The organism is Solwaraspora sp. WMMD1047 (assembly GCF_029626155.1).
Taxonomy (GTDB): domain Bacteria; phylum Actinomycetota; class Actinomycetes; order Mycobacteriales; family Micromonosporaceae; genus WMMD1047.
On sequence record NZ_JARUBL010000001.1, the window covers coordinates 7,878,130 to 7,892,947 of the forward strand.

Sequence of the window (14,818 nt, forward strand, 5' to 3'; positions counted from 1 at the left end):
CGGTACGCTGCTCCGCCCGGCTCGCCCCGCTGGCGGCTGAACGCTACGCTGCCCGGCATGGCCGCACGAGGCTGGGGAGGGTCGATCGCCACGGCGATCGGCGTCGCCGCCGGCGCGGGGGCCGCGCAGCTGGGACTCGGGTACGGGCTCGGCATCATCGCGTGGTTGCCGTCCGCCGACGGCGCGGCCGAGGCCGCCTGGGTAGCCAGCCTGACCTGGGCCGTCTGGATCGCCGCCACCTCCACCATCTTCGGCGCCACGCTGGCCCACCGGCTCGGCCGACCGGACGTCGACCGGGCGGGCGCACCAGCGGAGGCCGACGACCGGTGGGCGCCGACCGGTCCCCGGCACGGCGAGTCCCTCCGGTCGGTGGACGGCCCGCTGTGGCGAATCTCGCTCGCGGTCGCCGCCGCCGTCGGCGCGCTGCTCACCGTCGCGCTGGTGGCCGTGCCGGCCCGGGCGGCCACCCGGGCCGACACCTTCTCGCCGCAGACCATCGCCGCCGGGTACGCGGTGCTCGGCATCCTGCTCGGCCTGTTGGCGGCCTGCTGGGCCCTGCACTCGCCGGCGGTCGCCAGCAACATCATCGGCACCGCGGGCTGGCTCTGGTCGCTCGCGGTGGTGGCGGTGGCCAGCGGTGTGGCGGCCGGCCGCGGACTGGCCACGGCCCAACTGGGGGTCTGGCAGATCACCTCCGACGGCGAGCGGTTCTGGTACCGCGACCACCTCTACTGGCCGGCGGCGGCGCTCGCTCTCGGCTCGGCGCTGGTGATCGGCGCACTCACCGCCCGGGCCGCCGCCCGGACGGCACGGACCCGGGTCGGCGCCACCGTCTCGGGCGCGGTCGGCCCGCTGCTGGTGGCGGTCGCCTACTTCCTGACCGCGCCCCGACTGATCGGCAGCGAACCCGAGCAGCTCTCCGCGCACCTGATGGCGCCGTACGCGGTGATCGCCGGGCTGGCCGGCTCGGCGCTTGTCGCGGCCCTGGCCCAGCGCCGCGAGTTCGCCTCGGCAACGGTCGAGCCGGATCGGTACCGCTCGGACCTCGACCACCCCGAGGACGCCCGGGCCGCTGCCGCGGACGCGACGGCGCCAGCCCGCGCAACCGGCACCGATCCGGAGGCCGACCGGACGGACGAGGATCGGCAGGCCGGGCCGGCGGTCGGCGGGGAGCGTACCGAGTCCGATCGTCCGGCCGCCGAGTCCGGCCGGGAGCCGGGGCCGACCCGGCGCGGTTCGGCAAAGGGGCTGCGCGGCCGGATCGGCCGGCAGCGGGCCACCACCGACGATCCGCCGCCGCCTGCGGGCGCCGCCACCAGTGACGACCGCCCCGCGGACTGATCGCCCGAGACGGACCCCGCCCGCTCCCGCACGAGCAGCGGAACTCCCGTGCTCGTGGCGCAGCCAGGCCGTGACGAGACGCCGAATCCCGACGGCCCAGTGCGCCACGATCACGGGTGACGGCGGGTCACTCCACCGGCCAGCTGTGTACCGGCTCGTTGGTGCGCTGCAGGTCGCCGTACCGTTTCAGCATGTGACGCAGCGCGGCCGGGCGGTCCAGGCCGCGGTGGTGTTCGGCGGCCCAGACCGTTTCGGTCTGCCAGACCGCGCCGTTGCGGCCGGTGCGACAGCGCTCCTCGATCACGCCGAGTAACCGGTCGCGCTGCTTCGGGCTGACTCCGAACCGGTCCAGTCCGGTGGCGGCCCGGGGCAGCAGGACGTCGAGGACCAGGTCGGTGACGCGCACCTCGCCCAGGCGTGGCCAGTAGACGGTGGCGTCGATGCCGCGCCGGGCGGCAGCGTGGAAGTTCTCCTCCGCGACGCTGAACGTCAACTGGCTCCAGATCGGCCGCTCGGCCTCCGCCATCTCCCGGGCCAGCCCGAAGTAGAAGGCGGCGTTGGCGAGCATGTCGATCACCGTGGGGCCGGCGGGGAGCACCCGGTTCTCCACCCGCAGGTGCGGCCGGCCGGCCATGATGTCGTACACCGGGCGGTTCCAGCGGTAGACGGTGCCGTTGTGCAGCCGCAGTTCGCCCAGCTGGGGTACTCCGCCGCTGTGTAGCACCTCGACCGGGTCCTCGTCGTCGCAGATCGGCAGCAGCGGCGGGAAGTACCGGACGTTCTCCTCGAAGAGGTCGAAAATGGAGGTGATCCACCGCTCCCCGAACCAGACCCGAGGGCGTACGCCCTGGGCCTTCAGCTCGTCCGGTCGGGTGTCGGTGGCCTGCTCGAAGACCGCTACCCGGGTCTCGGCCCAGAGTTGTCGCCGGTACAGGTAGGGCGAATTGGCTCCCAGCGCCACCTGCACCCCGGCGATCGCCTGGGAGGCGTTCCAGTAGTCGGCGAAGCTGTCCGGCGCCACCTGGAGGTGGAACTGGACGCTGGTGCAGGCCGCCTCGGGGGCGATCGAATCGGTGTGGATCTGCAGCCGCTCGACGCCCCGGATGTCCAGCTCGATGGCCTCGCCGCGGGCCGCCACGATCTGGTCGTTGAGGGTCCGGTACCGCCCGTTGGTGGAGATGTTGTCCAGGGTCAGGTGCCGGGAGGTGAGGGTCGGCAGGGTGCCGATCAGGATGATCCGGGCGTCCGACTTCATCGCCCGGTCGTCGGCCCGGCCGATGCTGGCCAGCAGGTCACCCTCGTACTCGGCGAAGCCGGTCTCCTCGATCAGCCGGGGCGGGGTGTTGAGTTCGAGATTGAACTGGCCGAGTTCGGTCTGGAAGGTGGGGTCGGCGATGTTGGCGAGCACCTCGTCGTTGCGCATCGCCGGCTCGGCGTGGGCGTCGACCAGGTTGAGTTCGATCTCCAGCCCGGTCATCGGCCGGTCCGCGTCGAACCCGAAGTCGTCGAGCATCAGGGCGAAGACGTCCAGGCAGCGTCGGACCTTCTGCCGGTACCGGACCCGGTCCTTACGGGAGAACGCGTCGGGAGAGAAGTCCTGGCCCATGTGTCCTCCCCGGCGCGAGGCGGTATGTCGGCGCGACCCGGTGGCCTGGCGGCACGGCCGCCGGGAAGCGCGGTGGAACTTTCACGGTATGGCTGCCGAGCGCGTCTGACCAGCCGCTATGTCTCCAACGTCAGCTGGTCGTCCAGCCATGAAACGGCCGGACGGCCCGTCGGGAGCCCGTGGAGAGCATCGGCCCGCGACCACCCTGGCATACGATCTCCACCGCTCTGTCACCGGGCGTCATACCCAGAGGGACGCCCCGGTCACCGTGGGCCTGGTCACCGGGGCGTTTCTCGTCAGGGCGGCGGGCGCCGTCCGACCGGGGCTCAGCCCTGGCGGATCGCCTCCCCCTCGATCTCGATCTTGACCTTCTTGCCGACCAGCACGCCGCCGCTCTCAATGGCGACGTTCCAGGTCAGACCGAAGTCCTCACGGTCGATCTCGGCGGTGGCGGAGAAGCCGAACACCTCCTGGCCGTAAGGGCTGGTGCCGGCGCCCTCGAACTCGACCTGGAGGTCGACGGGGCGGGTGACGTCCTTGATGGTCAGCTCGCCGGCGAGGACGAACTCGTTGCCGCTGTGCGACTTCACGCCGGTGCTGCGGTACTCCAGGGTCGGGTACTTCTCGGCCTCCAGGAAGTCGCCGCTGCGCAGGTGGTTGTCGCGGTCGGCCTGACCGGTGGTGATGCTCGCGGCCTGCAGGGTCGCGGTGACCGAGGAGGCCAGCGGGTCCTCGGCGACGGTGATGGTCGCGGTGGCCTCGGCGAACTCGCCCCGGACCTTGCTCACCATCATGTGCCGGGCCACGAAGCCGACGCGCTTGTGCGCCTGGTCGAGCTCGTAGGTGCCGGCGGCCGGGATGGTGAGACCGTCCCAGGAGCGGGTAGCGGAACCGGTGCTGCTGGTCATCGTGATGCCTTCCGTGAGAATTCGTTTACTGCGCCAACGACTGACGTAGCAACTATAGCCAAAGCAATATTCCCCGTGTCAAGCACTGGTACGATGGGCAGGTGACCGAGGAGATGAACGTCTTCGACGACAGCCGGATCACCGCCATCGGCCTGCTCGTCGAGACCTACACGGGCCTGTCGGCGCGGTTCGCCGCGCAGTTCGAGGCGCACGGGCTCTCGGCGGTGGAGTTCGAGGTGCTGATGCGGCTGGCCCGATCCCCCGGCCACCAACTCCGGATGACCGACCTGGCCGCCCAGACCTCCCTCTCCACCAGCGGCGTCACCCGGGTGGTGGACCGGATGGAACGGGACGGCCTGCTCACCCGCCGGGCCTGCCCGTCCGACCGCCGCAGCTCGTACGCCGTGGTGACCGCGGCCGGCCGGAAACGGCTGGATGAGACGCTGCCCGGCCATCTGGAGCTGATCGAGCAGTGGTTCACCGGACAGCTCGACCCGATGGCGCTCTGTGGTCTGCTGGACGCCCTGCGCAAGGTCCGGGACGCAGTCCATCCGGGCGCCGTCGCCGGCAGCGCGGGTGGCCTGGAGCACGCCACCGAGGAGGCGACCGAGCCGGCCCGGTGACGGACCACGCCTGATCCGGTGACACCCGGTGCGCGGGATTCTCCCGTACCGGCAGAAAGACCGGCAGAACCCACGTGGCCACCTCCGCAATTACCCCCTTATGCCGCCAAGGGGGCAGAACTACTGGCTACTGTACGTCTGGGAGCAGGGGGGCTCCGCGAGGTGGCGCGGGCGAGGAAATACGAGGGGCTCTGTCGGGGGGCTTGTCTCGCCCGCGCCACCCCGGAGCAGCTCAGATGATCAATCTTGGCGGTCGGCCAGCTCGGCGCGACGCGGCCCCGGTATCCGCACCCCCACCGACCCGATCAACGCCCGCTCCAGCGGCAGCAGGGTGATGGCACCCTCCGCGCAGACCTGCTCCAGTCGGGCCAGCGCGTCGTCCCGCGCCTCCGGGTCGTCGCTGCTGGCCACCAGGCCGACCAGCGACTCGACCACGTCCCGCAGATCACGACACCCCTGGTACGCCTGCGCGGCGGCGCCGAACCACTCCGCCGCCCACTCCCGATCGCCCCGGCGCAGGGCGAGCGTCGCCTCGATCAGGGCGCAGATGCCGTCATCCCGGTACGCCATGCCATCGTCACGCGGCTCCGCACCGTCCTTGCCGCCGGCCCGCAGATCGACCAGGACGGCGACCGCGGCGTCCAACTGGCCGTCCTGCGCCAGGGCCAGCCCGATGGTCCCGAGCATCCGGCGCCGGTGGCCGGGATCACCCAGCTCGGCCAGCGCGGCGAGGACCCGCCTCCCCTGGTTGACGGCGTCCGGGTAGCGCCCGTCGAGCCGGGCCACCTCGGCCAGGTTCGCCCGGGCCAGCACCCGCAGCCGCTCGTCGCCGCACTGCGCGGCGAGCCGGTCGACCGCCGCCAGCCGGCGCCGGGCCGCGGCCAGATCACCGACCCGGATCTCATGCCAGGTGAGGTTGTTCTGGGCGACCGCCATGTCCCGGACCCGCCCGTGCCGGCTGGCCAGTTCGAGCACGGCCAGGCCGTGCTGCCGGGCCTGCTCGTACCCGCCGAGCGCCACCCACAGCCCGCAGAGCACCGACCGGGCCGCCAACTCGCCCGGCACGTCGGCCAACCGCTGGAACTCGGCCAACGCGGACCGCACCGCCGGCAACTCCTCCGGGCCGGCGCCATGCTCCTGGGCGAGCTGGGCCACCCCCACCTGGGCCCAGGCCCGCACGGCCGGATCCGCGTCATCGGTACGCGGATCGGCCAGCAGCCGGCGCAACCACCGCCGGCCCGCCACGTCCCGACCCCGGAACCGCCACCACCTGGTGAGGCTCGCGGCCAGCGCCAACGCGGTGTGCGGATCGTCACTGGCCGAGTGCGACAGAGCCGCCCACAGATCGCTTGTCACCTCGTCGAGCCGGCCGACCGCCCCGACCAGGTTCGCGCCCGCCAGCTCGGTGGCGGATCGGGCGGCCAGCCGGGCCATCACCACCGCGTGCCGGCGCCGGATCGCGGCCAGCTCCCCGTTCGCCGCCGCCCGCTCGGCCGCGAAGTCGCGCACCACGTCCACCAGCCGGAACCGGAACTGGGTGGCCCCCCGGGCGCTGAGCAACCCGAGCGCCAGCAGCCGGTCGAGCAGCGGCACCGGGTCGACGTCCCGGCCGAGGGCCGGCGGGCCGGGCAGCCCGCCCCGGCCGGGGGCCGGCGGGTCGGCGGTGAGCGGGTCGGACGTCGCGGCCCGGCCGACGGCTGGCGGCGCGCCGTCCTCCTCGGCCAGCATCTCCTCGGCCAGCTCCAGCGACCAGCGGTTGCGGAACACCGCGAGCCGGCGGACCGCGGCCCGCTCGTCCGGCGCCAGGAGCCGATAGCTGGCCGCCACCGCGTCCCGCAGGGTCAGCGCGACCGCCGCCCGGGCCACCGGCGGCCGGGCCAGGTCCAGGACCCGGTTGCCGTACCGGCCCAGGATCTCGTTCAGGTCCAGGATGTTGCCACGGGCCGCGGCCAGTTCGATGGCGAGCGGCAGTCCACCGAGCCGGCGGACCAGGCCGATCAGGGCGGGCACCTCGTCGGGCTGGGGCGGCTCGCGGCGAACCTGGCGAAGCCGGGCGAGCAGCAGCTCAGCGGCCGGATATCGGGCGACCTCGGAGAGCTCGGTGGCGATGTCGGCGGGCGGCACCTCAAGCGGCGCGACCGGCCAGACCAACTCGCCCGGCAATCCGACCGGGTGCCGCCCGGTGGTCAGCACCCGCAGCCCCGGGGCGGTCCGGACCAACCACTGCAGGGCCTCGGCCACCGCCCCGGGCGACCGCTCGACGGCATCCACCAGCAGCAGGCACGGCGCGTCGGCGAGCCGCTCGGGCAGATCGGCGGCCCGGCCGACCCCGAAGACCGTCGCGGTGGCCGAGAGCACGTCGCTCTCCGTCGACTCCTCGGTGATCACGATCCCGGCGATGCCACCCGGATGCCACTCGGCGAGGCGGTGGGCGACCGCCAGGGCCAGGCAGGTCTTGCCGACCCCGGCCAGCCCGACCAGGCTGACGACCGCGGGCGCCGGGTCCTCGGTGAAACCCGGACCGGGTACGCCGGTCCCGGTCAGCGCGGCGGCCACCTCGGCCACGTCGCCGTCGCGTCCGATCAGCTCGCCCGGTACCGGCAACCCCAGCCCGGCCCGGGCGCCCGGACCGATCCCGGCCGACCCGCCCCCGACCCGCCGACCCCCACCCGGCCGGCCCCCGGCCGGCCCGCCAGCGACCTCGCCGCCACCACCCGACCCGCCACCACCCGACCCGCCACCACCCGATCCGCCACCGTCCGGCCCGCCCTCACCCGGCCCGCCCTCACCCGGCCCGTCGGATCCGCCGGGTGGCGGTGCCGGATTGCCCGCTGGCGCGGTGGACCGGAGGCCGGTCGCGCCGCCGTCGCGGGGATACCCGTCGATCGACCCCGGACCGGACCGGCGGGCGGCGGCGGCGAACTCGGACCGGTCGCTCCCCGCCATCCCCAGCGCCGCGGCGAGCAGTTCGACGGTGGTCCGCTGCGGCCGCTGGGATCTGCCCCGCTCCAGGTCACGCACGGTGCGGACCCCGACGCCGGCCCGCTCGGCCAGCTCCGCCTGGGTCAGGCCAGCCTGCCGCCGACGGGTCCGCAGCAGGTCGCTGAAGCCGGCCGGAACCTGGTCACCGCCATGATCCCGGTTCATGGGCTGGAAGCGTACGCAGGCCCTCCGTCGGGGGGCAGCCATTCGTCGATTGGCCGACCCGGGATCGGGCGGATAGCCGACAGATCTGATCGTGCAGCCGGCGTAGCGGTGCCGGCGCCCACCAGTTCCAGCGGCCGAGCAGGCTCATCGTCGCCGGCAGCAGCAGGCCGCGGACCACCGTCACGTCGATGATCACCGCGACCGCCATCCCGAACCCGATCTCCTTCACCGCGGTCAGCTCGCCGAGCAGGAAGCCGAGAAACACGATGACCATGCAGACCGCGGCGGCGGTCACCACCGGCCCGGTCCGGGTGATCCCGGCGAGCACCGCCCGGTCACTCGCCCGCGCCGCGGCCGAACCCGGCGGCCGGCGATCCCACTCCTCCCGGATCCGGGCCAGCAGGAACACCTCGTAGTCCATGGTGAGCCCGAAGACGAAGACGAAGAGCAGGATCGGGGTGGTCAGGTCGATCGCCCCCCAGGGCTCGACGCCGAGCAGGCCGGCACCGACCCCCCACTGGAAGACCACCACGAGTACGCCGAGCGTGGCGAGCACGGTCAGCGCGTTGAGCAGCAGCGCCTTCACCGGAATGAGCACCGACCCGGTCAACGCGAAGAGCAGCACGCCGGTGACGAGCAGCAGCACCAGCACGGCCAGCGGCAGCCGGTCGGCCACCGAGGAGCGGTAGTCGACGAGTTCGGCGGCGGCCCCGCCGACCAGCAGGTCCACCGGGGTGTCCAGGGTCCGCACCGCCCGCACCAGGTCCCGCGACTGCGGGCCACCGGTCTCGCCGGCCGGGATCAGGTCGATCACCAGCGCCGCGCCGGGCACGTCCGGGCGCGGTCGCATCTGCTCGACGTGCGGCAGCGCGTTGAGCTGGTTGAGCAGGTCCCGGACCTCGGCGGTGGCCGGGTCGACGTCGGCCACCACCACGACCGGCGCCGCCCGCCCGCCCTCGAAGTCACGCAGCAGCACGTCGTACGCCTGGCGGGTCTCCATCGCGGCGGGCAGCGACCGGGCGTCCGAGTTGGCCAGGTTTGCCGCGGTGAGGAAGGGCAGTCCGAGCAGCAGCAGACCGGCCGCGGACCAGGTCGCGACCGGACCCGGCCGACGCTGGGCGTACCCGGCGAGCCGGCCCAGCAGGCCCGGAGCCGGACCGGCCGGATCGGGCCGACCGGCGCGGCGGTCGGCCCCCCGGTCCGACCCGGCGGCCGGCAGCGGACGCCCGGTGAGCTGGGCCGACCCGGCGGACGGTCGCCAGCGCCCGGTGAGCCGGGCCAACCCGGCGGTCGACCGCTGGCGTCCCGCGAGCAGGGTCAGGCCGCCGGCGGCCGGGATCCGCCGGTGCGACACCGCGATCAGCGCCGGCACCGCCGTCAGCCCGGCGGCCGTGGCCAGCACCACCACCAACAGGCCGCCCAGGGCCATCGCGGCCAGCAGGGGCTCGGCGAAGACGGCGAGGCCGGCCATCGCGGCGGCCACCGCCAGGCCGGAGACCAGCACCGCGCGGCCGGCGGTGGCCACCGTCCGGGCCAGCAGCTCCGCCGGCCCGGCGTCCGGCGCCCCGGCCCGCTCGTCGCGGAACCGGACGATCAGCAGCAGGGCGTAGTCCACCGCCAGCCCGATCCCGAGCAGGGTGACCACGTTGACCGTGAACTCGCTGATCGGGGTGACGGCGGTCAGCGCGTACAGCCCGAGCAGGGTGGTGGCCACCGCGGCGAGCGCCACCAGCAGCGGGATCGCCCCGGCCAGCAGGCCGCCGAGGATCACCACCAGCGCGACCAGCAGGACGCCGAGCGCGATCGACTCGCCGATCGCGGCGTCCCGGACGGCCTGGTCGGCGAAGGCCCGCTCGGCCAGCTTCTCCCCACCGACCAGCACCTGCGGCGCGTCGATCCCGCGCAGCGCGCGGACCACCCGGTCCTCCAGCCGCTCCCGCTCGGCCTCCGGCAGCCCGTCGACCAGTTCGACCTGGACCAGGGTGCTGCGGTTGTCCGCCCCGATCCGGCCGCCCGGCGAGCTGTAGAGGTCGTCCACCTCGACCACCCCGGGCAGGGCGCGCAGCTCCGCGCCGACGGCGGTGACGCTGGCGACCAGGCCCGGGTCGTACGGGTCGCGGTCGCGCACCACCGCGACGACGGTCGGCCCTTCCGGTAGCAGCTCGTCGACCCGCCGCTCGGCCCGCTGCGACTCGGCGTCGGGCCGTAGCCCGTCGGTGCTGGTCAGCCGGTCGAAGACCGGACCGCCCAGGGCGGCGCCGGCGACGGTGAGCAGCAGCCAGCCGGCCAGGACCGGCCAGCGCCAACGGTGGACCGACCGACCGAGCGCGTGCAACATCGACGATCCCTCCTGGCGGTGCCCCGGCCGACCGGGCACCGGGCGGGGCGGCGCCCGCCCGCCGCCCCACCCGCAGATGCAAGCACGCTCCGGCGGCCCGGCCAACCCGCGACCGGCCAATGCGGTCATACCGCTACGGCCAGTTCACCCTCGGTCAGGAGAGCCAGTCCTCGATGGCCAGTACCGCCAGCCGGGTGAACTCGTCGTGCAGGTCCGGGACGGTCTCCGCACCCTCCCAGCCGGCATCCCGCAGCACCGTCACCACCGGGCCGACCCGGACCACCGAGACCAGGTTCGTCGCGGTGCCGCTCGGGTTCCCCTCGATGTCGAGCTGGCCCGTCCGCACCTCGATCAGCAACGTCCCGTCGGCGCGTTGGCCGGTGTCGAGCAGCCGGTAGCGGGCCGTCAGATCACCCTCGTTGCCGGTCGGACAGTCCCGGACGACTTCGGCGAGCTGGGTCATGAAGGCCGCCGCTCCGGTGCCCCGGTAGCTGGTGATCGTCTGGTAGAGGATCCCCTGCGGGACGTAGTCGGCGGTGTCCTGCGGTCGCTTGTAGACGTGTCCCATGGTCACCCGGTCCAGGATCGACCGGTCGCTGGCGAAGTCGGCCCCGCAGAGTTCCGGCAGCACCTCCGCGCCCTCACGGAGGGATCGCGGCCCCTCCTTCATGGTGTTCTCGGGCTGGACGAAGAAGGCCCGGTCCGAAATCTGGGCCGGCGGGTCGACCGACGGGGTCGGCGGCGGCGGGTCGACCGACGGGGTCGGCGACGGCGTGGGCGTGCCGGTCGGGGTGCCGTCGGGGCTCGGGGTGGTGCCGACGTACGGTCCGGCCCGGTCCGTCCCGACCAGCACGGCGTTGGCGGTGGCCACCGTGCCGGCCACCGCGAGGACCGCCCCGGCGACGGCGACGGTGGCCCGGACCCGGGCCCGCCGGTCGGCGCGTCGACGCAGCTCGGCCGGCGGGGGCAGCGCGCCGACGCGGCCGGCGGTCACCAGCTCCGCATACCTGCGGTCGAGGTCAGACATCGCGCACCTCCAGTTCGCGGCTCGGGTCGAGGTCGACGAGAATGGCGGCCAGCCCGGTCCGGCCCCGGGAGAGCCAGGACTTGACGGTGCCGGCCGGGACGGACGCCTCCTTGGCGATCTCGTCCACGGACATGTCGTAGAGGTAGTGCAGGGCGAGTGCCTGGCGGTGGTTGGCGGGCAGTTGCCGCAGCGCCCCTACCAGCAGGACGGTGTCCTCGCCCGGCGGGTCGGTGACGTCGGAGACCGGGCCGCGGCGGGTGAGGGTGGCGCGCAGGCCGCGCAGCCGCCGCCAGCGGTCGGTGGTCAGCCGGCTGATCACCAGCCGGGTCCACGCCTCCGGCGCCGGGTGGTCGACCAGCGTGCGCCACTGCCGCCAGGCCCTCGCGTACGCCTCCTGGACGATGTCCTCAGCCTCGGCGCGGTCGCCGGTGACGGCGATCGTGTAGCCGAGCAGGCGCGGTGAGGTCACCCGGTAGAACTCGTCGAAGCTGTCCGGGTCCCGCAACTCCCACCACCCGTCCCTGCCCGTCGGCCGGCTCTCTTCCGCTCGGCCGGTCATACCGGAGTTACGGCCGACCGGCCCGATCGGTTGCATCCCGTGCCCGAGTATCGGGGCTCATGTTTCCGGGTGCGGGTCGGACCTACCCTGGCGGGATGAGGACGTCGACGGATGTCGCTCCCCGCTGGGCCGCCCCGACCGTCGCGCTGCTGACCCTGGCTTGGCTCGCCGCGACGCTGGCACTGCTCTGGGCGGCGTTCGCGATCGGGATGGAGGCCTGGTCGGACCAGCACTCCAACAACGGCGACCGGGCCGAGGAGCTGGGCCGGCGCGGTTCGTGGGCCGGGCTACGGCTGATCGCGGTCGCCCTCGGTGGTCCGCTGCTGATCGCCGCGGTGGCGTTCGCCGGCCGGCTGGTCAAGACCGGTGTGGCCTACCTGTTCCTGGCGATCCTGGTCGGCGCGCTGACCGCGCCACTGGCGATGAACTCGGCCCGGAACCTGGCCCCGGAGCCGCCGCCGCCGTCCGCTCCCGGCGGGTGCCAGGAGCACAGCGGCGGCGACACCCGCTGCCCGGGCGGCTGAGCCGCTACAGCCCCAGGTCGCGGGCGATGATCATGCGTTGCACCTCGGAGGTGCCCTCGCCGATCTCCAGGATCTTCGCGTCCCGCCAGAACCGGGCCACCGGGAACTCGTTCATGAAGCCGTAGCCGCCGTGAATCTGGGTCGCCTCCCGGGCGTTCGTCACCGCGCCCTCGCTGGCGTACAGCTTGGCGATCGCGGCCTGCCGTTTGAAGTCGGCGCCGGCCAGCATCCGGGCCGCCGCGTCGTAGTAGGCGAGCCGGGCGGTGTGCGCCCGCAGCTCCATGTCGGCGATCTTGAACTGGATGGCCTGGAAGTTGCCGATCGGCTGACCGAACGCCTGCCGCTGCCTGGCGTACGTGATCGACTCGTCGACGCAGCCCTGGGCCAGGCCGACGGCGAGCGCGGCGATGGCGATCCGGCCCTCGTCCAGGATCCGCAGGAACTGGGCGTACCCGCGGCCGCGCTCACCGAGCAGGTTGGCCGCCGGCACCCGGCAGTCGTCGAAGGTCAGCTCGTGGGTGTCCGAGGCGCACCAGCCGACCTTCGAGTAGCCCGGCGCCACGGTGAAGCCCGGGGTGCCGCTCGGCACGATGATGCTGGACAGCTCCTTCGAGCCGTCCGGGTTGCTGCCGGTGACGGCGGTGACGGTGACCAGGGTGGTGAGGTCGGTACCCGAGTTGGTGATGAACGCCTTCGACCCGTTGATCACCCAGTGGTCGCCGTCGAGCACCGCGCGGGTGGCGGTGCCGCCGGCGTCCGAGCCGAAGCCCGGCTCGGTCAGCCCGAACGCGGCCAGCGCCTCGCCCGCGCAGAGCTTCGGCAGCCAGCGGTCCCGCTGCTCGGCGGTGCCGTACCGGTGGATCGGCATGGCGCCGAGCGAGACCGCCGCCTCCAGCGTGATCGCGACGCTGGAGTCGACCCGGGCCAACTCCTCGATGGCCAGGCAGAGGGCGAAGTAGTCGCCGCCCATCCCGCCGTGCTCCTCCGGGAACGGCAGCCCGAACAGCCCCATCTTGCCCATCTGCCGGATGACGTCGTACGGGAAGGTGTGCCGTTCGTAGTGTTCGGCGATGACCGGCGCGACCACCTCGCGGGCGAACTCGCGCACGCTCGACCGGAGCGCCTCCTGCTCCTCGGTGAGCCTGAAGTCCATCGGATCCTCCATCGGGTTGCCGGCGCGGTGCTCAGACCGGGGTGACGCCGTGCCGGCGGCGGGAGAAGTGCCGGTCCCGGCCCCGGGCGGCGGCGATCCGGCGGATCAGTTCGGTACGCAGTTCGGCCGGCTCGACGATGGTGTCGACGACCAGTTCGCTGGCGAGCCGGACGACGTCGATGTCCCGCTCGTACTCCTCGCGGCGGGCCGCGACGAAGGCGGCCCGCTCGGCCTCGTCGGCGATCGCCGCGATCTTGTTGGCGTAGACGGCGTTCACCGCGGCCTCCGCGCCCATCACGGCGATCTTCGCGGTGGGCAGGGCGATGGTGGCGTCCGGCTCGAAGCCGGGTCCGGCCATCGCGTACAGGCCGGCGCCGTACGCCTTCCGGACCACGACACAGATCTTGGGTACGGTCGCCTCGGCGATCGCCGTGATCATCTTCGCGCCGTGCCGGATGATGCCCTGCTTCTCCACCGCGGAGCCGACCATGAAGCCGGGCACATCGGAGAGGAAGATCAGCGGCACGTTGAAGGCGTCGCAGAGCTGCACGAACCGGGTCGCCTTGTCGGCCGAGTCGACGAAGAGCACCCCGCCCTTGAACATCGAGTTGTTGCCGACCACGCCGACCACCTCGCCGTCGAGGCGGCCGAAGCCGATGGTCAGCTCCCTGGCCCAGAGCGCCTGGATCTCCAGAAAGCTGCCGTCGTCGAGCAGGCCCTTGGCGTACCGGCGCATGTCGAAGGCCTGCCGCTCGCTGGTCGGCACCAGTGCGGCGAGATCGACCCCGGCGGGCGCCGCGACCGCCGGCGCGGCCGGCGGCTGCTGGGTCCAGTTCGCCGGCAGGTAGGACAGGTAGCGCCGGACCACGTCCAGCGCGTCCGCCTCGGTCTTGCAGAGAAAGTGCCCGACGCCGGACTCGGCGCAGTGCACCCGGGCGCCGCCCATCGCCTCCAGGGTGGTCTTCTCGCCGGTCACCATCTCGACCATCCGGTCGGAGCCGAGGTACATGCTGGCGTTGCCGTCGACCATGGCGACCACGTCGCAGAACGCCGGGATGTACGCCCCGCCGGCCGCGCTCGGCCCGAACAGGGCGCAGACCTGCGGGATCGCCCCGGAGGCGCGGACCTGGTTCCAGAAGATCTTCCCGGCGCCGCGCCGGCCGGGGAAGAGCTCGACCTGGTCGGTGATCCGGGCACCGGCCGAGTCGACCAGGTAGACCATCGGCAGTCCGGCGGCGTAGGCCCGCTCGATGATCCGGATGATCTTCTCGACGGTGCGGGCGCCCCAACTGCCGGCCTTGACCGTGGAGTCGTTCGCCATCAGGCAGACCGGCCGGCCGTCGATGCTGGCCTGGCCGGTGACCACCCCGTCGGCGGGTAGCCCGTCGGCGGTGGCGTTGGCGAGCAGCCCGTCCTCGACGAACGAGCCCTCGTCGACCAGCAGGGCGACCCGTTCGCGGGCGAAGAGCTTGCCCTTGGCCGCGTTTGCCGCGTGGTAGCGCTCCGCGCCACCGGCCCGGACCCGCTTGCGCAGTTGCTCAAGTGCCTCGCCGTCGAGCGTCACGCCGACCTCCCCGAGCCCCGTCCTGACG

At 73.6% G+C, this 14,818-nt stretch carries 11 protein-coding genes; 3 read left to right on the forward strand and 8 right to left on the reverse strand.

Features of this window, described 5'->3' with window-relative positions; translation table 11 throughout:
* The first annotated feature begins 57 nt into the window (after window positions 1-57).
* Window positions 58-1,341 carry a hypothetical protein gene (locus O7627_RS35940; RefSeq protein WP_278097892.1) on the forward strand — a complete coding sequence of 428 codons (1,284 nt, stop codon included), beginning with the start codon at window positions 58-60 and terminating at the stop codon, window positions 1,339-1,341.
* 127 nt (window positions 1,342-1,468) lie between these two features.
* Here the strand turns inward: O7627_RS35940 and O7627_RS35945 are convergent, their stop codons facing one another.
* Together O7627_RS35945 and O7627_RS35950 are read right to left on the reverse strand one after the other, a co-directional pair.
* Window positions 1,469-2,947 carry a glutamate--cysteine ligase gene (locus O7627_RS35945; protein ID WP_278097893.1) on the reverse strand — a complete coding sequence of 493 codons (1,479 nt, stop codon included), beginning with the start codon at window positions 2,945-2,947 and terminating at the stop codon, window positions 1,469-1,471.
* A 326-nt stretch (window positions 2,948-3,273) separates the two neighbouring features.
* Window positions 3,274-3,855: a YceI family protein gene (locus O7627_RS35950; RefSeq protein ID WP_278097894.1), complete on the reverse strand. Its 582-nt coding sequence runs from the start codon at window positions 3,853-3,855 to the stop codon at window positions 3,274-3,276.
* Between the two features lie 113 nt (window positions 3,856-3,968).
* On the opposite strand from O7627_RS35950, the gene O7627_RS35955 reads away from it, so the two are divergent.
* Window positions 3,969-4,478: a MarR family transcriptional regulator gene (locus O7627_RS35955; protein ID WP_278098550.1), complete on the forward strand. Its 510-nt coding sequence runs from the start codon at window positions 3,969-3,971 to the stop codon at window positions 4,476-4,478.
* 240 nt (window positions 4,479-4,718) lie between these two features.
* Here O7627_RS35955 and O7627_RS35960 read toward each other — a convergent pair whose 3' ends face one another.
* From O7627_RS35960 to O7627_RS35975, 4 genes are all read right to left on the reverse strand, one after another.
* The gene (locus O7627_RS35960) at window positions 4,719-7,625 is read right to left on the reverse strand and encodes a helix-turn-helix domain-containing protein (RefSeq protein WP_278097895.1); all 2,907 of its coding nucleotides are present in this window, start codon (window positions 7,623-7,625) and stop codon (window positions 4,719-4,721) included.
* The gene (locus O7627_RS35965; RefSeq protein WP_278097896.1) at window positions 7,603-9,963 is read right to left on the reverse strand and encodes an MMPL family transporter; all 2,361 of its coding nucleotides are present in this window, start codon (window positions 9,961-9,963) and stop codon (window positions 7,603-7,605) included. The genes O7627_RS35960 and O7627_RS35965 overlap by 23 nt, the downstream gene beginning before the upstream one ends.
* Window positions 9,964-10,117: 154 nt before the next feature.
* Entirely contained in the window at window positions 10,118-10,990 is an 873-nt protein-coding gene (locus tag O7627_RS35970; protein WP_278097897.1) for a hypothetical protein, read from the reverse strand.
* Window positions 10,983-11,495, reverse strand: coding sequence for a SigE family RNA polymerase sigma factor (locus O7627_RS35975; protein ID WP_278097898.1), 513 nt, complete (start codon window positions 11,493-11,495; stop codon window positions 10,983-10,985). Before O7627_RS35975 ends, O7627_RS35970 begins: the two co-directional genes overlap by 8 nt.
* Before the next feature lie 149 nt (window positions 11,496-11,644).
* Between O7627_RS35975 and O7627_RS35980 the strand changes: the two genes are divergently transcribed.
* Entirely contained in the window at window positions 11,645-12,073 is a 429-nt protein-coding gene (locus O7627_RS35980; RefSeq protein ID WP_278097899.1) for a DUF6234 family protein, read from the forward strand.
* A 4-nt stretch (window positions 12,074-12,077) separates the two neighbouring features.
* On the opposite strand, the gene O7627_RS35985 is transcribed toward O7627_RS35980, so the two are convergent.
* Together O7627_RS35985 and O7627_RS35990 are read right to left on the reverse strand one after the other, a co-directional pair.
* Entirely contained in the window at window positions 12,078-13,226 is a 1,149-nt protein-coding gene (locus O7627_RS35985; RefSeq protein WP_278097900.1) for an acyl-CoA dehydrogenase family protein, read from the reverse strand.
* Between the two features lie 31 nt (window positions 13,227-13,257).
* The gene (locus O7627_RS35990; protein ID WP_278097901.1) at window positions 13,258-14,790 is read right to left on the reverse strand and encodes an acyl-CoA carboxylase subunit beta; all 1,533 of its coding nucleotides are present in this window, start codon (window positions 14,788-14,790) and stop codon (window positions 13,258-13,260) included.
* Window positions 14,791-14,818 lie beyond the last annotated feature (28 nt).